Genomic DNA, 18,896 nt, shown 5'->3' with positions numbered 1-18,896 from the left:
TACCCCGGCCACGCCGGCGAAAACGCCGGCGACCCCGGCCAGAAGCACGCAGGAAAGGACATGAATCGCAAGGGTGACAAATCGCTGATCGTTGGCCTGGACATCGGCACCTCCAAGGTGGTGGCGCTGGTGGGCGAGTATTCGCCGGGCAACCCGATCGAAGTGATCGGCATCGGCTCGCACGAATCGCGCGGGCTGAAGCGCGGCGTGGTGGTGGACATCGAATCGACCGTGCAGTCGATCCAGCGCGCGGTGGAAGAAGCCGAGCTGATGGCCGGCTGCGAGATCCGTTCGGTGTACGCCTCGATCTCCGGCAACCACGTGCAGTGCAAGAACTCGCCGGGCATCGTGCCGATCCGCGACGGTGAAGTGACCTGGGGCGACCTGGATCGCGTGCTCGACGCGGCCAAGGCGGTGGCGATCCCGGCCGACCAGAAGATCCTCCACGCGATCCCGCGCGAGTACGTGCTGGACGATTCGCAGGAAGGCATCCGCAACCCGGTCGGCATGACCGGCGTGCGCCTGGAAGTGCATGCGCACCTGGTGGTGTGCGCGCAGTCGGCGGCGGCCAACATCAGCAAGTGCGTGCAGCGCTGCGGCCTGCAGGTGGACGACCTGGTGCTGTCCTCGCTGGCCTCCAGCGTGGCGGTGCTGACCGCCGACGAGCGCGAGCTGGGCGTGGTGCTGGTCGACATGGGCGCCGGCACCACCGACATCGCGGTGTTCGTGCAGGGTGCGATCTGCCACACCGCCTCGCTGCCGATCGCCGGCGACCACGTGACCAACGACATCGCGCACATGCTGCGCACGCCGACCCCGGAAGCCGAGCAGATCAAGGTGCGCTATGCCTGCGCCCTGGCCCAGCTGGCCACGGCCGAGGAGAGCATCCAGGTGCCGTCGGTGGGCGACCGCCCGCCGCGCCGCATGCCGCGCCATTCGCTGGCGCAGGCCGTGCAGGGCCGCTACGAGGAAATCTTCGAGATGGTGCAGGCCGAACTGCGCCGCTCCGGCTTCGAGGAGCTGGTGCGCGCCGGCATGGTGCTGACCGGTGGCGCGTCGAAGATGGAAGGCGTGGTCGAACTGGCCGAGGAAATGCTGCAGATGCCGGTGCGCGTGGGTATCCCGCAGCACGTCACCGGCCTGGGCGAAGTGGTCGGCAACCCGGTACACGCCACCGGCGTGGGCCTGCTGCTGATGGGCAGCCAGATCGAGCACCCGCGGCGGCCGTCGCTGCCCACCGGGCGCGCCGGAAGCATGTTCAAGAAACTCAAGACCTGGTTCCGCGGCGAGTTCTGACGCGGAAACCGAAAACCCGGGCCTCGCCCGGGCGCAACACCCGCAGTACCCGCATCACAACGCAATACCGGCTACACACAACCCACACAGCCGCAACGTCGGCATGCAGCAGGACGGCAGGATGCCCGAATGCCCATGCCAGCCAAAGCGGATACAACGAGGACACGGACATGGCGCATTTTGAACTGATCGAAAAGATGGCACCCAATGCGGTGATCAAGGTGGTTGGCGTGGGCGGCGGCGGCGGCAATGCCGTGGCGCACATGGTCAACTCGGCGGTGGATGGCGTGGAATTCATCACTGCCAACACCGACTCGCAGGCCATCAAGAATTGCGGTGCCAAGCTGCAGCTGCAGCTGGGTACCAACGTGACCAAGGGCCTGGGCGCAGGCGCGAACCCGGAAGTCGGCCGCCAGGCCGCGCTGGAAGACCGTGAGCGCATCATGGACGCCCTGCAGGGCGCGGACATGGTGTTCATCACCGCCGGCATGGGCGGCGGCACCGGCACCGGCGCTGCACCGGTGGTGGCGCAGCTGGCCAAGGAGATGGGCATCCTGACCGTGGCCGTGGTCACCAAGCCGTTCCCGTTCGAAGGCCGTCGCCGCATGCAGGTGGCGCTGAAGGGCATCGAGGAACTGAGCCAGCACTGCGACTCGCTGATCACCATCCCGAACGAGAAGCTGATCACCGTGCTGGGCCGCAACGCGACCATGATCCAGGCATTCCGCGCCGCCAACGATGTGCTGCAGGGCGCCGTGCAGGGCATCGCCGACCTGATCGTGCGTCCGGGCCTGATCAACGTCGACTTCGCCGACGTGCGCACCGTCATGTCCGAAATGGGCCTGGCGATGATGGGTACCGGCACTGCCCGTGGCGATGACCGCGCCCAGGCCGCTGCCGAATCGGCCATCCAGAACCCGCTGCTGGACGACGTGAACCTGGCCGGTGCCAACGGCATCCTGGTCAACATCACCGCCGGTGCGGACTTCACCATGGCCGAGTTCGACGAGATCGGCCGCACCATCGACGGCTTCGCTTCGGAAGACGCCACCGTGGTGGTCGGCACCGTGCTCGATCCGGACATGCAGGACGAAGTGCGCGTGACCGTGGTGGCCACCGGCCTGAACCGCGTCTCGGCCAGCAAGACCCAGCGTCCGGGCGAGCGTGCGCCGATCAAGCTGGTCCGCAACGCCACCACCGGCCAGCCGGAGTTCGGCGAGTTCGACAACGGCGGCGATGCCGTCTCCAAGGCGGTGGGTGGCATGGGCCTGGGCCTGCGTCGCGCCAGCAGCGATACCGCAGCGGCCTCCGCCCCTTCGGCCCCGGCCGCTTCGGCCCCGGCGGCGGCGGAACTGCCGAACGATTACCTGGACATCCCGGCGTTCCTGCGCCGCCAGGCGGACTAAGCGGGGCGGCCCGGGGTTGTCCTCCCCGGGTTGCGCCACCATGTCCTGAAAACGCGGGCGCCGGGCCAGGATGGGCCCGGCCGCCCTGCTTCACGCGCTTTCCAGCGGCGTGCCGGTGGATCCTGCCGGTGGCTGCAACTGGCGTTTCAGCCGGGGTAGGGGAGTGCGCGTGTTAATCTAATGTGTCACTTCCGGTCCATCCCCCATGATCAAGCAACGCACCCTCAAGAACACGATCCGCGCCACCGGCGTTGGCCTGCACAGTGGTGACAAGGTCTACATGACCCTGCGCCCGGCACCGGTCAACCATGGCATCGTGTTCCGCCGCGTGGACCTGGACCCGGTGGTGGAGGTGCCGGCCAAGGCCGAACTGGTCACCGAAGTGACCCTGTGCACCGGCCTGACCTGCAACGACGCAAAGATCCAGACCGTCGAACACCTGATGTCGGCGCTGGCCGGCCTGGGTGTCGACAACATCATCGTCGAACTGTCCTCGGCCGAGCTGCCGATCATGGACGGTTCGGCCGGCCCGTTCGTGTTCCTGCTGCAGTCGGCGGGCATCGTCGAACAGGATGCGCCCAAGCGCTTCATCCGCGTGCTCAAGACCGTGGAGGTGACCGAGGGCGACAAGGTGGCCCGCTTCACCCCGTACGAGGGCTACAAGCTGGGCTTCACCATCCAGTTCGACCACCCGATGATCCCGGCCAAGCAGTCGCGGCAGGAAATCGAGTTCTCGACGCTGGCCTACACCAAGGAAATCTCCCGCGCGCGCACCTTCGGTTTCATGCGCGACCTGGAATACATGCGCGAGCGCAACCTGGGCCTGGGCGGTTCGATGGACAACGCCATCGTGCTGGACGAGTTCCGCGTGCTCAACGAAGACGGCCTGCGCTACGCCGACGAATTCGTGCGCCACAAGATCCTTGACGCCATTGGCGACCTCTACCTGGCCGGTGGCCAGGTGCTGGGCGCCTACGAGGGCTTCAAGTCCGGCCACGCGCTCAACAACAAGCTGGTGCGGGCCCTGATGGCCGACGCCAGCGCCTGGGAATGGGTCAGCTTCGACTCGCCGACCAGCCCGGATCCGGTGGAATATGCCACCCCGGCCTACGCCTGATTCCATAGATCGTTGAATTTCAAGATAAAAACGCCGCCTTCCAGGGCGGCGTCGTTGTTTCCGGCGCTGGCGACGCATTCAGCGTGCTTGAAAGGCGTCAAGGCCGGTTCAAGGTCACGGTTTTGTGAACCTGTTGGATCGGAAGCCTGAATTTAACGAAGTTTTAACTTCAATCTAACGACAGGCCCCCGGTTGGCCGCTAGGATGCGACCCGGCCCCCGAGATGTTTCACGCCGTGGTGACACGCGCGACGGGGAGCGGAGCCGGATGCTCCGTTGCCATCAGGACCGCTTCTTCGGCTTCGAGGGAACGTCCTGCAGGCAAGCCAAGGCGTCGCGTAGCCCTTTGTGCGTGGCGGCTGAAACTGCGTGGGGGCCATTCCGGTTGTCGATCGCTGGGGAGCGTGAGGGAGTGGTGGACGCAGTCTTGATGGTCACCCTGGTGGCCTTCAGCCCGATGGAACGGGCCGCGTCGAGCAACTGGGCTTCGGCAAGCCGCAACTTGGCATGCCAGACCGGGGACTCGACGAGAAAAACGAGGTGTTCCCCGTCCACATTGGCCAGCCGGCAGCGGCTGCGCAGAGGTGGCGGCAACTGGGGGCGCAACTGCCGGTCCAGCGCGTCGAGCCACAAGGCCCGACGCAGCGGGTTCCCGCTTTTGTCCGCCATTACCGCATCCAGCGCCGGTTTCGGCACTGACGCGGGGCGAACGCTGGATTTCGGCTCAGACATGAAAACTCACTGATGGCATTCAAAAAGATCGTAATCAAAACGCGTGAAGGACAGGCCAAGGCGTCGCCGATCACGCGTTTGCGGTTCTATTTCGAGGACCGCCCCCGCGCCCTGCTGGGCAGCGTGCTCGGGGTAGGCTGCATTATCGGCCTTGCCGGCGGCATTGGCGCCAGTGCGCTGAATGATTCGCGCCTGCAGGCCAAGGTCGAGCGCCAGGATGCGGAGCTGGCCAAGGTCAAGCGCGATGCGCAGACCCAGGTCAACGCGCTGGCCGCCCGCCTCGGCGAGCTGCAGGCGCAGGCCACCCGCCTGAACGCCCTCGGCGAACGGCTGACCCAGATGGGCAAGCTGGAAGATGGCGAATTCGACTTCAACGAGACCCCCGGCCTCGGCGATGGCGACGCCGGCGGCCCGACCAGCGACATTCCGGTCAAGGACGTCAACGCCGACTTACAGGTGCTGGAGCAGCGCTTCGCTGCTTCAGGCCGCCAGTTGTCGGTGATGGAATCGCTGATGTTCGACCACCAGCTGCAGCAGAACGCCGTGCCGTCGCGCATGCCGATCCGCAACAGCTACGTGACCTCCGGCTTCGGCACCCGTGCCGACCCGTTCGGCCGCGGCGCCGCCACCCACAAGGGCATGGACTTCCACGCCAAGGTCGGTGACCCGGTGATGGCCGTGGCCGAAGGCGTGGTCAGCTTCGCTGGTGTGAAGGGCGGCTATGGCAACGTCGTCGATGTCGACCACGGTAACGGCTATGTCACCCGCTACGCGCACAATTCGCGCCTGGTGGTGAAGGCCGGTGACCTGGTCCGCGCCGGCCAGGAAGTGGCCAAGGCCGGTTCCACCGGCCGTTCGACCGGTGCCCACGTGCACTTCGAGGTGTGGGAGAACGGCAACGTGGTCAACCCGCGCAAGTTCCTCGGCGACGGCGGCAACACGCCGGTCGGCCGCGTCAGCCGCGGCTGATGCCCGGGTCGGATTCCTTCCGCGCCGCGGAAGGGCTCTGACCCGATTCGGTTGAGGGCTGGGGTCAGAGCCCTTTCGCCATGGCGAAAGGGGTCCGACCCCGCATCCGTGTTTCTTTGCCGAATCCGGGGCGATTGCGACCGGATTGGCGCTTGAAACCTCAGCCGCCCGTCCCAAGCTACAATGGGTGTTGCCATCGACAGGGCGCCAGGCGCCCTGTTTCGTTTGCGGCGGACGGATCCCAAGGGGGAGGCCGGGCGTCGTGTCCATCCAACCCGGTTCCTTCAATGATCAACAGCCTGCTTACCCGCGTCTTTGGCAGTCGTAACGAACGACAGCTGCGCCAGCTCAACCGCATCGTCGCCAAGATCAATGCGCTGGAGCCGGAGATCGAGAAGCTTTCCGACGAGCAGCTTCAGGCCAAGACGCCGGAGTTCAAGCAGCGCATCGCCGGCGGTGAAGCCCTGGACAAGGTGCTGCCGGAAGCGTTCGCGGTCTGCCGCGAAGCCGGCCGCCGCGTGCTGGGCATGCGCCACTACGACGTGCAGCTGATCGGCGGCATGGTGCTTCACCTGGGCAAGATCGCAGAAATGCGCACCGGTGAAGGCAAGACCCTGGTGGCGACCCTGCCGGTGTACCTCAACGCGCTGGAAGGCAAGGGCGTGCACGTGGTCACCGTGAACGACTACCTGGCTCGCCGCGACGCCGCGCAGATGGGCAAGCTGTACAACTGGCTGGGCCTGAGCGTGGGCGTGGTGTACCCGGGCATGCCGCACAGCGACAAGCGCGAAGCCTACGCGGCCGACATCACCTACGGCACCAACAACGAATTCGGCTTCGACTACCTGCGCGACAACATGGCGCTGTCCAAGGCCGACCGTTACCAGCGCGGCCTGCACTACGCCATCGTCGACGAAGTCGACTCCATCCTGATCGACGAAGCGCGTACCCCGCTGATCATCTCCGGTCCGGCCGATGATTCCCCGGAGCTGTACATCCGCGTCAACCGCGTCGTGCCGCACCTGGTCAAGCAGGAAGCGGAAGACGGCGAAGGCGATTTCTGGGTCGACGAGAAGGGCAAGCAGGTGCACCTGTCCGAAGCGGGCATGGAGCACGCCGAGCAGCTGCTGGTTGAAGCCGGCATCCTCGACGGCGAGACCGAAGGCCTGTACGCGGCGCAGAACCTGACCGTGGTCCACCACCTCAACGCCGCCCTGCGCGCGCACGCGATCTACCAGCGTGACGTGGACTACATCGTGCGCGACGGCGAAGTGGTCATCGTCGATGAGTTCACCGGCCGTACCCTGGCCGGCCGCCGCTGGTCCGACGGCCTGCACCAGGCGGTGGAAGCGAAGGAAGGCGTGCCGGTCCAGCGCGAAAACCAGACGCTGGCCAGCATCACCTTCCAGAACCTGTTCCGCATGTACAAGAAGCTGTCCGGCATGACCGGTACGGCCGACACTGAAGCGTTTGAATTCCAGAGCATCTACGGCCTGGAAGTGGTGGTGATCCCGACCAACCGCCCGACCATCCGCAAGGACAGTCCGGACCAGGTGTTCCTCAACCGCAAGGGCAAGTTCAATGCGGTGCTGGCCGACATCGAAGAGTGCGCCAAGCGCGGCCAGCCGGTGCTGGTGGGTACCACCTCGATCGAAACCTCGGAAATGCTGTCCGAGCACCTGAGCAAGGCCGGCGTGAAGCACGAAGTGCTCAACGCCAAGCAGCATGACCGCGAAGCGACCATCGTCGCCAACGCTGGCCGCCCGGGCGCAGTGACCATCGCCACCAACATGGCCGGCCGCGGTACCGACATCGTGCTGGGCGGTTCGCTGGAAGCCGAGATCCACGCCCTGGGCGAGGACGCGACCGACGAGCAGAAGGCAGCGGTCAAGGCCGAATGGCAGAAGCGCCACGAGGCAGTGAAGGCGGCGGGCGGCCTGCACATCGTCGGCACCGAGCGCCACGAATCGCGTCGTATCGACAACCAGTTGCGCGGCCGTTCGGGCCGCCAGGGTGACCCGGGTTCGTCCCGCTTCTACCTGTCGCTGGAAGACAACCTGATGCGCATCTTCGCCTCCGACTGGGTGCAGAAGGCCATGCGCATGATGGGCATGAAGGAAGACGACGTCATCGAGGACCGCCTGGTCAGCCGCCAGATCGAAAAGGCGCAGCGCAAGGTCGAGGCCCACAACTTCGACATCCGCAAGAACCTGCTGGACTTCGACGACGTCAACAACGACCAGCGCAAGGTGATCTACGCCCAGCGCGACGAGCTGCTGGATGCCGAGTCTGTGAAGGCGAATGTCGATGGCATCCGCGACGACGTGATCTTCGACATCGTGGCGCGCTTCGTGCCGCCGAACTCGATCGACGAGCAGTGGGACCTGCGCGGCCTGGAAGCGACCCTGGAGTCGGACTTCGGCCTGCAGATGTCGCTGACCGACCTGGTCAAGGAACACGAAGAGCTGGACGCCGAGGCCATCGCCACCAAGGTCCAGGAGCGCGTCAACCAGCACTTCGCCGAGAAGGAAGCCGGCCTGGGCGAAGAAACCATGCGCGCGCTGGAGAAGCACGTGATGCTGACCGTGCTGGACCAGAGCTGGAAGGAACACCTGGCGCGCATGGATTACCTGCGCCAGGGCATCTACCTGCGTGGTTACGCGCAGAAGCAGCCGAAGCAGGAATACAAGAAGGAAGCCTTCGAGCTGTTCTCGGACATGCTGGAGAACGTCAAGCGCGAAGTGGTGACCCTGCTGGCCCGCGTGCGCATCCGCAGCGACGAGGAAGTGCAGGCGCTGGAAGCGGCCGAGCGCCAGCAGGCGCAGGCGCGCCTGAGCCAGTCGCAGTTCCAGCACCAGGATGCCGGCGGTTACAGCGCCGACGAGGAAGCCGCGCAGGTCGAAGCCGCCCAGCAGGGCGTGGCCACGCTGCAGCGCGACGAGCCGAAGATCGGCCGCAATGATCCGTGCCCGTGCGGCAGTGGCAAGAAGTACAAGCACTGCCACGGCCAGCTGAGCTGACCCCGGAAGGCCCCGCGCAAGCGGGGCCTTCTGCTTTGGCGCGGGCGATCCGGCGCGGATTCGTGATTGCGCTGGCCGCCCTGTTCTGGGCATGCTGGCCCCATGGTTTCTCCCACCCGATCGATCCATGTCGTGGCCGCCGTCATCACCGACGCCCGTGGCCGCGTGCTGCTCAACCGCCGTACCGAGAACCGCGACATGGCTGGCCTGTGGGAGTTCCCCGGCGGCAAGCGCGAATCCGGCGAGACCTCCGAACAGGCGCTGGTGCGTGAACTGCGCGAAGAGCTGGGCATCGAGGCCGATGTCGGGCCCTGGCTGATGGATGTGCCGCAGCGCTATCCGGACAAGCACCTGACCCTGGAAGTGCGCCACGTGCGCAGCTGGAAGGGCACACCGCGCGGGCGCGAGGGCCAGGCGATCACCTGGGTGGCGCAGGACAAGCTGGGCCGCTATTCCATGCCGCCGGCCGACCTGCCGGTGGTGGCCGCACTGCGCCAACCGGATCGCTACCTCATCACGCCGGCGCCGGCCGAAGATGCCGGCGGCGTGCAGCACTGGCATGAACGGCTGCAGCAGGCAGTGGCGGCGGGCCAGCAGCGCATCCAGCTGCGCCTGCCGCCGGAGCATCCGCAACGGCAGGCGATGATCGAACAGGCCGTGCGCGCGCATCGTCGCGGCGTGCAGTGGCTGCTCAACCGCGATGTCGCGTTGGCCCGCACACTGGGCGTGGGCGTGCACCTGGGCAGCGAGCAGTTGCTGGCCCTGCAGGAGCGGCCCTTGCCGGAAGGACAGCTGGTCGCCGCGTCCTGCCACGACCTGGAGCAGCTGCAGGCGGCGCAGCAGCTGGGCTGCGACTTCGCGGTGCTCGGCCCGGTGCAGGCCACGGCCAGCCATCCCGGGGCGGTGCCGCTGGGCTGGGAGGCCTTCGCTGCGCTGCGCGCGCAGGTATCGCTGCCGATCTACGCGTTGGGCGGCATGGCCGCCGGCCATATCGCCGAAGCGCGTCGGCATGGCGGGCAGGGCATCGCTGCGATTCGTGGGCTGTGGCCGGCGTGAGCCGGCATGCGGGGTCAGATCCCTGCGCAGCAGGGCTCTGACCCCATCGCGGCAATCCGGGGTCGGAGCCCTTTCCGCTGGAAAGGGATCCGACCCCTCCCGATCACAGCGTGATCCAGAAGCATCCGTATTGCCGCCGCAATCCCAGCACCGTGGACGCTCGCGACGCGCTGCCGGGCAGCGTCTGCTCCAGGCGCAGGCCGACCGGATGCCGTGGCGCTGGCGGCTCAGGGTCGGATTCCTGCGCCGCAGGGCTCTGACCCTCTTCCTGCGAGGACGCCAGCCCCTGTGGCGGATACACCGGCACCACGTCCACCAGTGGCCGCCGTGCCAAGGATTCCAACTGGCCGAGGATGCGCTGCGCGCCGGCATCGGAGACCGCACCCCACAGGTACAGCGAGGACAGCCGGTTCACATCGTTGCTGACGATGCCGGTGCGCAGTGCCTCCACCAGCTCGCTCAGGCGTCGTGGGCAGCGCGCACCCAGGGTGTCGCGTGGCAGGGTGCTGCCGGTGGGCGCGGGCGGTGGCAATCGCGACTGGGCGCCAACGCTGTCGCAGGGGCGGTCGGTATACACGCTCTGCCCCTGCGCATCGGTGCAGCGGTTCAAGCGCGGGGACTGCGCATGGACAATGCTCGATACCGAACACAACAACAGCAGTAACAGCAGGAAGGAAAACCGGTTCATCGGCGCAGGGTAGCGCCGATCGCGGTGGCATGGCGTGCTTTCAGCCGTGCAGCAGCTTCAACACCGACGTGGTCGGCTTGGCCAGGTTCAAGGTGTAGAAGTGCAGGCCCGGCGCGCCGCCCTCGATCAGGCGCTGGCATAGTTTGGCCACCACTTCGGTACCGAACGCCCGCACCGATTCGGCGTCATCGCCATAGGCCTGCATCTTGCGGCTGATCCAGCGCGGGATCTCCGCACCGCATTGCTCGGAGAAGCGGCGCAGCTGGCTGAAGTTGGCGATCGGCATGATGCCGGGCGTGATCGGCACCTGCACGCCGAGCCGGCGCACGGCATCGACGAAGTGGAAGTACGCATCCGGGTTGTAGAAATACTGGGTGATCGCCGCGTCGGCGCCGGCATCGATCTTGGCCTTGAAGTGCTTCAGGTCGGCCAGTGCATCGGAGGCCTGTGGATGGGTCTCCGGATAGGCACCGACTTCGATGCGGAAGGCGGTGCCGTGTTCGGCGCGGATGAAGTCGATCAGCTCGGCGGCGTAGCGCATGTCACCGGGGAAGCCCATGCCGGAGGGCAGGTCGCCACGCAGCGCGACCAGGCGATGGCAGCCGATGGCGCGGTACAGCTTGAGCAGTTCGCGGATTTCCTGGCGGGTGCCGCCGACACAGGACAGGTGCGGTGCAGCCTCGAAGCCGTGGTGCTGGTTGAGGTGGCGCACGGTCTCGGAGGTATAGCTCAGGGTCGAGCCACCGGCGCCGAAGGTACAGGACACGTACTCGGGGCCGTAGTCCTTCAGCCTGGCCGCGGCGCGGTCCAGCTGGCTGCGCTGTTCGTCGGTCTTGGGCGGATAGAACTCGAAGCTGATGGCGGTCATGGCACGGGCGGCAGCGGCGGGTGCGGGTCAGTATATCGCTTCATCAAGATGGATGTTAGTTGGCTGCATGGACTGGCACCGTCCGCCGCCGGCGACCGTTTGCCCGGGTCTGCGGCCGTTGCTCCGGAATCGCAACCTGGCTGCCGTAGCCGGGCGCACGCTGCTCCCATCCCGGCACCCCCACCTGATGAAGGAGCAGACGATGAAGATCTTCCTGGCACTCTGGTACGCGATGAAGGCCCTCGCCCGGCTGGCGATGATCGGCATGGCGATGGCCGTGCTCGGCTCCGGTTCCGCGCATGCCGCCACCGGCTCGACCGCTGGCAAGGTACAGGTCGAGGTGGTCGGCATGGGGCGACCGCTGCTGATGATCCCCGGCCTCAACAGCAGCGCCGAGGCCTGGCGCGAGACCTGCCTGGCCCTGAAGGACGTGCAGTGCCACCTGGTGCAGTTGCCGGGCTTTGCTGGCGCGGCAGCGGCCGACCCGCGCCCGGCCGGCTTCCTGCCGGCGATGCGCGGGCAGCTGCTGGCCTACCTGCATGACCAGCACCTGGGGCCGGTGGTGGTGGTCGGCCACAGCCTCGGTGGCGTGCTGGGCCTGCAGATGGCGCAGGCCGAGCCGAAGGCGATCAGCGCACTGGTGGTGGTCGATGCCCTGCCGTTCCTGCCGGCGGCGCGCGACCCGAGTGCCACCGCTGACAGCGTGCGGCCGATGGCCGACCGTCTGCGCAGCGGCATGCTGGCCGCCGATGCCGTGCAATGGCAGGCGCAGTTGAAGGCGGGCCTGCCGGGCATGACCCGCGATCCGCAGCGCCAGGCCGAGCTGGGCCGCTGGGGCGAAGCCAGCGACCGCCGGACCACGGCCGATGCGATGCATGCGGTGATGACCACCGACCTGCGCGACAGCATCGCTTCGATCACCGCGCCGACGCTGGTGCTCGGCAGCTGGGCCGGCTACCAGCCGTTGGGCGGCACCGAGGACGGCACGCGTGCGGTGTTCCAGGCCCAGTACGCGAAACTGCAGGGCGTGCAGATCGCGATGAGCGCGCAGGGTTTCCACTTCCTGATGTGGGATGATCCGCGCTGGTTGCAGGAACAGGTGCAGCGTTTCCTCGCCGCGCATCCCTGACCCTTGTCCGCCCTCCTGCCACCGCCGAGAGCCCGCATGGACGCCACCACGCCTTCCCGCCGTTTCTGGACGCTCAATGCACTGGCATGGGCCGGCTATGCGCTGTACGGGCTGTGGGTCGGCATGCGGATCGGTGGCGGCATCGTGTTCAGTGGCATCGTGCTGATCACCGTCAGCGTCGCGGTCTCACTCTGGCTGTGCAGCGGCGCATTGCGTTCGGTTGCACTGCGCCAGCGCTGGTGGGAGGGCAGCCTGGGCAGCCTGGTGCTGAAACTGGCTGCCGGCGTGGTGCTCGGGGCCAGCGTCGCACAGGCGGTAACGGCGGCGCTGCTGCTGCCGGCGCTGGCGCTGGGTTGGGTGCAGCTGCCTGGCGGCCATGCGGATTACCAGTGGTCTTCGGTGCTGCTGTATTGGATGAACACCGCGTTGTTCCTGCTGGTGTGGACCGGTTTGTGGGCGGGCCTGCACGGCCTGCGGCGGGCACGCCACAGCGAGCTGGCACGCCTGCGCGCCGAAGCCGAACGCAGTGCGCTGGAACGTGACGCACTGCGTGCGCGGCTCAATCCGCATTTCATGTTCAATGCGCTGAACAACCTGCGTGCGCTGATCCTGGAAGACCCGGAACGGGCCCGTGACATGGTCACCCGCCTGTCGCGCACGCTGCGCCAGGCGCTCGCCCACAACCGCAGCGAGCAGGTCACGCTGGCCGAGGAACTGGCGGTGGTCGATGATTACCTGGCCATCGAGGCGGTCCATTTCGAACAGCGCCTGCAGGTGCGGCAGCAGATTGATGCCGATGCCACGCAGGCGCAGCTGCCGGCGATGGCGTTGCAGTTGCTGGTGGAGAACGCGATCAAGCACGGTATCGCCAGCCGACCCGGCGGCGGCGAGGTGCAGATCCGCGCCACGCTGGACAATGACGTGCTGCGGTTGCAGGTGGACAATCCACTTCCAACCGGCAGCGAACCCACCCATGGCCATGGCGTCGGCCTGGCCTACCTGCGTGCGCAGCTGGGCATGTGTGGCCGATTCGTGCTGCAACCGGCCGGTGACCGCATGCAGGCCCTGCTGGAGATTCCGCAATGACTGGCATGCTGCGCGTGTTGATCGTCGATGACGCACGGCTGGCCCGGCAGGAGCTGCGCACGCTGCTGTCGGCGCTGCCGTGGGTGCAGTGCGTGGGCGAGGCCGACGACGTGCCCGCCGCACGCGAGGCGATCACCACGCTGGCACCGGACCTGGTGCTGCTGGATGTGCAGATGCCCTCCGGCAGTGGTTTCGACGTGCTGGACGGCCTGGACACGGTGCCGGCCGTGGTCTTCGTCACCGCCTACGACACCTATGCGGTGCGTGCGTTCCAGGCCAACGCGCTGGACTACCTGGTGAAGCCGGTGGAGGCGCCGCGGCTGCTGGAAGCGCTCGAGCGGGCGCGGCAGTGCGAGGCGGTTGCGGCCGACGTGCCGGAATCGCGCGGCACGCTGGGCGCGCACGACCAGGTGTTCGTGCGCGAGGGTGAACGCTGCTGGTTCGTCGCGGTCTCGGAGATCCGTCGGCTGGTGGTGGATGGCAACTACACACGGCTATGGTTCCGCGACCAGAACGCCCTGCTGACCCGCAGCCTGAGCGCGCTGGAAGCACGCCTGCCGCCGGAGTTGTTCTTCCGCGCCAACCGCAACACACTGGTCAACCTGCGCCGTATCCGTGGGGTGTCGCCCAGCATCGGCGACGGCTATGACCTGACGCTGGATGATGGCAGCGAGGTGGAGGTATCGCGGCGGCAGGCACGCGAGCTGCGCGAGCGGATGGCGTTGTAGGTGCTGCCAGCGGTTACCCTGTGCAGCGGATTCCCAGATCACGCCGCGCCATGTCCATCGTCCTCACCGATTTCGCCCGTCCCCGCCTGTTCCCGCGCGTGCCACGCGGCAATACCATCCAGGACTGCACTGCCGAGCAGTTCGAGGCACACCTCAATGCGCACGCGCCGCTGAAGGTGCTCGACGGCTACGCCCCGTTCTGCAAGTTGTTCGTCTACGAGAACTGGACCAGCACGCGCTGCCTGACGGTGCCGGTCACCGAGGCCAACCGCCACCAGCTGCGCAGCGGCTACGAAGCGCGCAACCGCGAGGAACTGCCGGTACTGGTGCGCTGGTTCGAGGGCGTGGAGTCGCCGCGCGCGAACTACCTGGTGGTGATCCTGTACAACGCCGAGCAGCTGGCCAGGGAAGGCTCACCGATCGAAGCCGACTGGGGCATCGTCGGCTGCATCTACACCGCCGAACCGGAAGAAGTGCCGATGGCGCCGATCACCATGATGCGCAATGCGCTGGGCGTGGAGGAGGGCGGTTCCGGCGTGCCATTGGACAAGGAGGCCTACCGGCGCTCGGTGGAGTTCTGGGAGAACAACGCCAACTGGCGGCCGGGGTCGGATCCCCGCATCGCAGGGCTCTGACCCGATCATTCGAGCCCCCGGTCGAAGCCTTTTCCTGAGGACGGGATCCGACCCCAGGCGCGCGCTATGATCGGGCCAGGCAAACCCAAGGAGGGCAGGGCATGGCGGTCTGGGCAAGGATGATCCTGATGTTGCTGGCGGGCACGCTGCCCGCCACCCCGGTACTGGCCGCGAAGCCCTCTGCCGGGATGGCCTGCGAACCCATGGCACGCCTTCCCGGGCTGCGCGATGCAGGCGTGACCGCGCTGTCGATGCAGCCGCAGGACGGCCGCTGCGTGATTGAAGTGGCGGCGGCCAATGGCAACGCGCTGCGTCGGCAGCAACGAATGCTGGAGGCGCTGGTGCAGCATGCCTGCGCCGCGCCGGCGCACGTGACCGTGAATGAGGTGCAGGTATCCCTGCAGCTGCGCCTGCCGACGCCCTGCACGGCACGCAGCAACCGGGATCTGTTCGCGGGTGAAGGTATTCCCTGGCTGCCTCCACACGGCGTGTCGCCGCGCTATCCGGTGGAGGCCATGCGGCAGGGGCTGTCCGGCCGCAGCATGCTGAAGGCGTTGGTCGATGCGCGGGGGAGCGTTGCGGCCGTGATCGTGGAGACCTCCAGCGGTCATGCGTTGCTGGATGACGCTGCAGCGGAGGAGCTGCAGGGCTGGCGTTTCAGCCGCGCCGATGCGAAGGGTACGGTGTCGGCGTTGACCCTCGTGCGCATGCCGATGCGGTATGAATTCGTGGAGTGAGCGTCATCCATGCATGGCATGGATCTGGACGTACCGCAGCGGAGCCACGCCGTGCGTGGCTGCATCACTGTCAGAGGCGCTTCCACTCCCACCACGGGTAGTGGTATTCGCGCTCGGTGGCGCTCCACGGCTGCGTGCAGGACGTGCACGTCACCCGGTAGCACTCACCCCAGCCATCCTCGGCCTCGCCTCGTCCGAGCAGCAGCACGTGGCCCTGTTCCAGCAGCGGTGCAGGGTTGAAGAACACATAAGAAGGGTAGAGTGCGCACAGGCACCCCTCACGCGCCTGCCAGTAGCGCAGCCGTTGCAGGGCCGCCTTCAGGTGCGCCTGGTTGCTGATCAGCATGCCGCCCAGGGCGATGCCCTCGCAGCTGCGTTCGATCGTATCCACATGTGCGACCAACGCGTCCAACGACGCGGTGCTGAACAGCCGTGCCACCGTGCGTGCGGCATCGGTGATGCGCGTGGCATCGCGCGACAGCAGGTCCTGCAGCAGCACGTCGGCCTGTGCATCGTCGAGCCGGGGTACCGGCGCTGCAGACCACGGCCAGCGCATCAGCGTGACTTGCCGATGGCAGCGTAGTGGCCGGCGGTGAGGCGCAGAAGGTCGGCCGGTGCCAGTTCTACCTCGAGGCCGCGGCGCCCGGCGCTGACATGCAGCGCGGGCAGCGCTTCGGCACTGGCGTCCAGGAACGTGCGCAGGCGCTTCTTCTGCCCCAGCGGGCTGATGCCACCGACCAGGTAGCCGGTCGCGCGCTGTGCGGCATCGGCGGCGGCCATCTCGCACTTCTTGCAGCCGGCGGCTTCGGCCAGCGCCTTCAGGTCAAGCTGACCGGCGACCGGCACGATCGCCACCAGCAGTTCGTGTGCTTCCGTGCTGGCCAGCAGGGTCTTGAACACCTGGGCCGGGTCGAGGCCGAGCTTGTCGACGGCTTCGCCGCCATACGATTCGGCGTGGGCGTCGTGCACGTAGCTGCGCACGGTGTGGGCGATCTTCTCGCGCTTGAGCAGGTTGATGGCCGGGGTCATGGGCGCATCCTAGCGCGAGGTAGGGATATTGCCTTGACCGAAACTCGCGCATCAACGCAGGACGGGCCCCCGAAGGCGCCCGTCCCGGCTGTGATCGTCGGCATCCCGCGTCAGCGCGACATCGACTGCTGCGTCTGAATCTGTTCCTGGGTCTGTCGCTGCGACAGTTCGTTGTCCAGCGCCTGGCTATGCCGCGTGCTGTCCTGCAGCGTGTGGTTCGCCGCCTGCGACAGGTCGACGTAAGTGCGGTGCATGGCGGGATCGCCAAGCTGGCCCTGCACGGCGAACACGCCCTGGTTGTCCGGCCGCGCCAGCACGGTATCGACCTGGCTCATGCCGGCCAGCTTGGACTCGTAAGCCACCAGGCCTGCGGCGTTCTCGAGCTGGCTGCGGTCATTGAACAGTGGCGCCAGGCCACCCTGGCGGCGTTGTTCTTCCAGCGTTTCCAGCTTTTCCACGACCTGCTGGTAACGCGGGTTGTCGGCGTGGCCGGGGGTGGCCATGGTCGGTTCGGCGGCCTGCTGTTGCTGTTGCGCGATGGCCTTGTCGAGCGCACCCAGGGTGGTGGCACCGACCTTGCCATCGACGGTGAGCTGGTGCTCACGCTGGAACTGCTTGACCGCTTCCAGGGTGCCGGGCCCGAAATCGCCATCGGCTACCAGTGGCTTGCCGTCCTTGCCCAGATAGCCCAGGTCGGCCAGCTTCTGCTGCATCGCCTTTACCTCATCGCCCCTGGCGCCGCTGACCAGTACGCCGTTGCCGCCGGGCGACCCGTGCGAGGGGGCATGGGTGGGGGTGATGCCCAGCTGGGTCATCGCCCGGTCGAAGCGCTCATCGCGGCTGGTCACCGCGGCCGGCGACTGGATGCCGTACTTGGTGGCATCGACGAAGTTCTGCACGTCGCCGCGGGTCGGCGGATTGCCGGCCTGGACCGTACCGCCCTGCAGCTTTTCCGCGTTGCCGGCCAGATAGCTGATGAACTGCGGGCCCATGCCGCCGAACTGGTTGTCATAGTCGGCCATGGCCAGCTGCAGTTCGGGGTTGGCCGCGATGGCATCGGCGGCGGCCGGGTTGGTGGCACGCACCTTGGCGATGGCTTCATCGACGCGCTCGATGGCGCTGTCCAGCTTGTCGTTGGTGAGCTGGTCCATCTTCGCCTGCGGAATGGCCTGCAACTTGGCGTCAAGCGCCGCCAGCTGCCGGGTGCTCAATCCGCCCTGCTGGGACAGCAGTTCGATGTCAGCGGCGGTGAAGCCGTTGTCGCGCAGGAAACGCCTGGCCTGTGGATTGCCGCCGACATCGAACTGCACCAGTCCGAACGAGTAGGTGCTTGCGCCTTTCTGCGCGTATGAGAAGTGGTCCAGGTGGCGGGTGTTGCCGCCCAGCTCCGTGTTGAGGAACAGCGTGGACAGCTGTTCGCGGGTAAGGGTGGAATCCTTTGCCATGGTCATCGTCCTTCAATGTGGGAAAAAGCGCCGGGCGCACCCAGCGGATGTCAGCCGGCGCAGTGCTGCTGCGTGAAGCCGAGCAGCTGGCGGACGGCCTGGGTGCCGTAGGCGGCCGATGCCGGTTCGAGGGCGAACTGGCCGACCATCTGGTTGCTGCACAACTGCACGTTGCGCTTGCCGGCGGTGGTTTCCTGGATGCAGTTGGCCGCCAGCACGGCGTTGGGGCCACCGCCCACGTTGGTGGCGGCCGTACAGCCCAGCAGGCGGCCTTCCTGGCCGTTTTCTCCCAGCAGCGTGTTGAAGTTCGCCAACTGGCTGTTGGGGTCGCGCAGCACCAGCAGGTCCACGCACTGCTGCTGGCCGTCGGGCACTTCGCAGGCGTCCTGGTCGACCAGGCCGTCGCGCGTGGCCGAGAGCACCTTGAGGCGATCGGCAAATACCTGTTGCAGGCAGTGCGCGTCACCGCACAGGTCGCGCGTATGCTGGATCCAGCGCTGCTGCTCGGCCTGCAGCTTGGCCTTGCCGGCGGCATCGAGGGTGTCGCGTGCGGAGGCTTCAGCCTTGGCCAGCTCAGCTTCCTGCTGCAACAGGGCGGGGTCGTTGCAGATCAGGGTCTGCACCTGTGATGCCCCCTCGGCGCAGGCAGCGCTGCTGCCCGTGGCCGCTGCCGGGGTGCTGATTGCCTTGCCGTCGGTGCTTGCCTGGCCGGTGTTCGCTGCCGGCGCGCTGGCACCGGCATCGCTGCCAGGCGGGCTGCAGGCGGCCAGCAGGGCCACCCAGCACAGGATCATCAGGGGCTTCATCGCCCGGGTCACTCGGTCATTGTTGCGCGGCATGTCCTGTCCTTTGCTGTCTGCGTCCCGGCGCATGGCCTGCAGTTGGCAGTCCATGGGGGCATAGAGACTAGCAAGCGGCTTCTTAGGGCACTGTGACAGGGCGCGCGGATCTGCTGC

18 protein-coding genes are annotated in these 18,896 nt (G+C 67.1%); 11 read left to right on the top strand and 7 right to left on the bottom strand.

Annotation, left to right across the window (positions count from 1 at the left end; translation table 11 throughout):
- Positions 1-60 precede the first annotated feature (60 nt).
- The 3 genes from ftsA to lpxC all read left to right on the top strand — a co-directional run bounded on the left by ftsA (position 61) and on the right by lpxC (position 3,819).
- Positions 61-1,296 (top strand): cell division protein FtsA, encoded by a 1,236-nt coding sequence (ftsA, locus tag AC5P98_RS20690; RefSeq protein WP_005408083.1) that lies wholly within the window; start codon positions 61-63, stop codon positions 1,294-1,296.
- A gap of 170 nt (positions 1,297-1,466) precedes the next feature.
- Complete coding sequence (gene ftsZ / locus AC5P98_RS20685; protein WP_005415297.1) at positions 1,467-2,702, top strand: cell division protein FtsZ; 1,236 nt, start codon at positions 1,467-1,469, stop codon at positions 2,700-2,702.
- Positions 2,703-2,907: 205 nt separating this feature from the next.
- Entirely contained in the window at positions 2,908-3,819 is a 912-nt protein-coding gene (gene lpxC, locus AC5P98_RS20680; RefSeq protein WP_495230196.1) for a UDP-3-O-acyl-N-acetylglucosamine deacetylase, read from the top strand.
- Between the two features lie 281 nt (positions 3,820-4,100).
- On the opposite strand, the gene AC5P98_RS20675 is transcribed toward lpxC, so the two are convergent.
- Complete coding sequence (locus AC5P98_RS20675; RefSeq protein WP_032956682.1) at positions 4,101-4,550, bottom strand: DciA family protein; 450 nt, start codon at positions 4,548-4,550, stop codon at positions 4,101-4,103.
- A 12-nt stretch (positions 4,551-4,562) separates the two neighbouring features.
- Between AC5P98_RS20675 and AC5P98_RS20670 the strand changes: the two genes are divergently transcribed.
- The 3 genes from AC5P98_RS20670 (at position 4,563) to AC5P98_RS20660 (ending at position 9,595) form a co-directional block, all read left to right on the top strand.
- Entirely contained in the window at positions 4,563-5,519 is a 957-nt protein-coding gene (locus tag AC5P98_RS20670) for a M23 family metallopeptidase (protein ID WP_014645946.1), read from the top strand.
- A gap of 287 nt (positions 5,520-5,806) precedes the next feature.
- Positions 5,807-8,539 carry a preprotein translocase subunit SecA gene (gene secA / locus AC5P98_RS20665; RefSeq protein ID WP_014645947.1) on the top strand — a complete coding sequence of 911 codons (2,733 nt, stop codon included), beginning with the start codon at positions 5,807-5,809 and terminating at the stop codon, positions 8,537-8,539.
- Between the two features lie 102 nt (positions 8,540-8,641).
- A complete protein-coding gene (locus AC5P98_RS20660) occupies positions 8,642-9,595 on the top strand; it encodes a Nudix family hydrolase (RefSeq protein WP_049406070.1) in 954 nt (317 codons plus the stop codon).
- Between the two features lie 103 nt (positions 9,596-9,698).
- Here the strand turns inward: AC5P98_RS20660 and AC5P98_RS20655 are convergent, their stop codons facing one another.
- Both AC5P98_RS20655 and metF read right to left on the bottom strand, forming a co-directional pair.
- The gene (locus AC5P98_RS20655) at positions 9,699-10,283 is read right to left on the bottom strand and encodes a DUF4124 domain-containing protein (RefSeq protein WP_100449343.1); all 585 of its coding nucleotides are present in this window, start codon (positions 10,281-10,283) and stop codon (positions 9,699-9,701) included.
- Between the two features lie 40 nt (positions 10,284-10,323).
- Positions 10,324-11,151 (bottom strand): methylenetetrahydrofolate reductase [NAD(P)H], encoded by an 828-nt coding sequence (gene metF / locus AC5P98_RS20650; RefSeq protein ID WP_032956691.1) that lies wholly within the window; start codon positions 11,149-11,151, stop codon positions 10,324-10,326.
- 202 nt (positions 11,152-11,353) lie between these two features.
- Here metF and AC5P98_RS20645 point away from each other — a divergent pair, with 202 nt between their 5' ends.
- The 5 genes from AC5P98_RS20645 to AC5P98_RS20625 all read left to right on the top strand — a co-directional run bounded on the left by AC5P98_RS20645 (position 11,354) and on the right by AC5P98_RS20625 (position 15,466).
- Entirely contained in the window at positions 11,354-12,280 is a 927-nt protein-coding gene (locus tag AC5P98_RS20645; protein WP_100449344.1) for an alpha/beta fold hydrolase, read from the top strand.
- A gap of 36 nt (positions 12,281-12,316) precedes the next feature.
- A complete protein-coding gene (locus AC5P98_RS20640; RefSeq protein WP_100449345.1) occupies positions 12,317-13,366 on the top strand; it encodes a sensor histidine kinase in 1,050 nt (349 codons plus the stop codon).
- On the top strand, positions 13,363-14,094 hold the full coding sequence (locus AC5P98_RS20635) for a LytR/AlgR family response regulator transcription factor (RefSeq protein ID WP_100449346.1): 732 nt from the start codon (positions 13,363-13,365) through the stop codon (positions 14,092-14,094). The genes AC5P98_RS20640 and AC5P98_RS20635 overlap by 4 nt, the downstream gene beginning before the upstream one ends.
- Positions 14,095-14,144: 50 nt before the next feature.
- Complete coding sequence (locus AC5P98_RS20630) at positions 14,145-14,729, top strand: DUF3228 family protein (protein WP_014645954.1); 585 nt, start codon at positions 14,145-14,147, stop codon at positions 14,727-14,729.
- Between the two features lie 101 nt (positions 14,730-14,830).
- The gene (locus AC5P98_RS20625; protein WP_495230194.1) at positions 14,831-15,466 is read left to right on the top strand and encodes an energy transducer TonB; all 636 of its coding nucleotides are present in this window, start codon (positions 14,831-14,833) and stop codon (positions 15,464-15,466) included.
- A gap of 70 nt (positions 15,467-15,536) precedes the next feature.
- On the opposite strand, the gene AC5P98_RS20620 is transcribed toward AC5P98_RS20625, so the two are convergent.
- From AC5P98_RS20620 to AC5P98_RS20605, 4 genes are all read right to left on the bottom strand, one after another.
- The gene (locus AC5P98_RS20620; RefSeq protein ID WP_100449348.1) at positions 15,537-16,022 is read right to left on the bottom strand and encodes a hypothetical protein; all 486 of its coding nucleotides are present in this window, start codon (positions 16,020-16,022) and stop codon (positions 15,537-15,539) included.
- Positions 16,022-16,495, bottom strand: a complete 474-nt coding sequence (gene ybaK / locus AC5P98_RS20615) for a Cys-tRNA(Pro) deacylase (RefSeq protein WP_014645957.1) — start codon at positions 16,493-16,495, stop codon at positions 16,022-16,024. The genes AC5P98_RS20620 and ybaK overlap by 1 nt, the downstream gene beginning before the upstream one ends.
- Positions 16,496-16,605: 110 nt before the next feature.
- Positions 16,606-17,940, bottom strand: coding sequence for a peptidoglycan-binding domain-containing protein (locus AC5P98_RS20610; protein ID WP_100449378.1), 1,335 nt, complete (start codon positions 17,938-17,940; stop codon positions 16,606-16,608).
- A gap of 50 nt (positions 17,941-17,990) precedes the next feature.
- Positions 17,991-18,779, bottom strand: coding sequence for a lysozyme inhibitor LprI family protein (locus AC5P98_RS20605; RefSeq protein WP_049406088.1), 789 nt, complete (start codon positions 18,777-18,779; stop codon positions 17,991-17,993).
- Positions 18,780-18,896: the final 117 nt, after the last annotated feature.

The sequence above is a fragment of the Stenotrophomonas sp. YJH_SMC_135 genome, from assembly GCF_059372355.1.
Note: the sequence above shows the minus strand (reverse complement) of the source record. Positions and strands in the feature narration are given on the sequence as shown.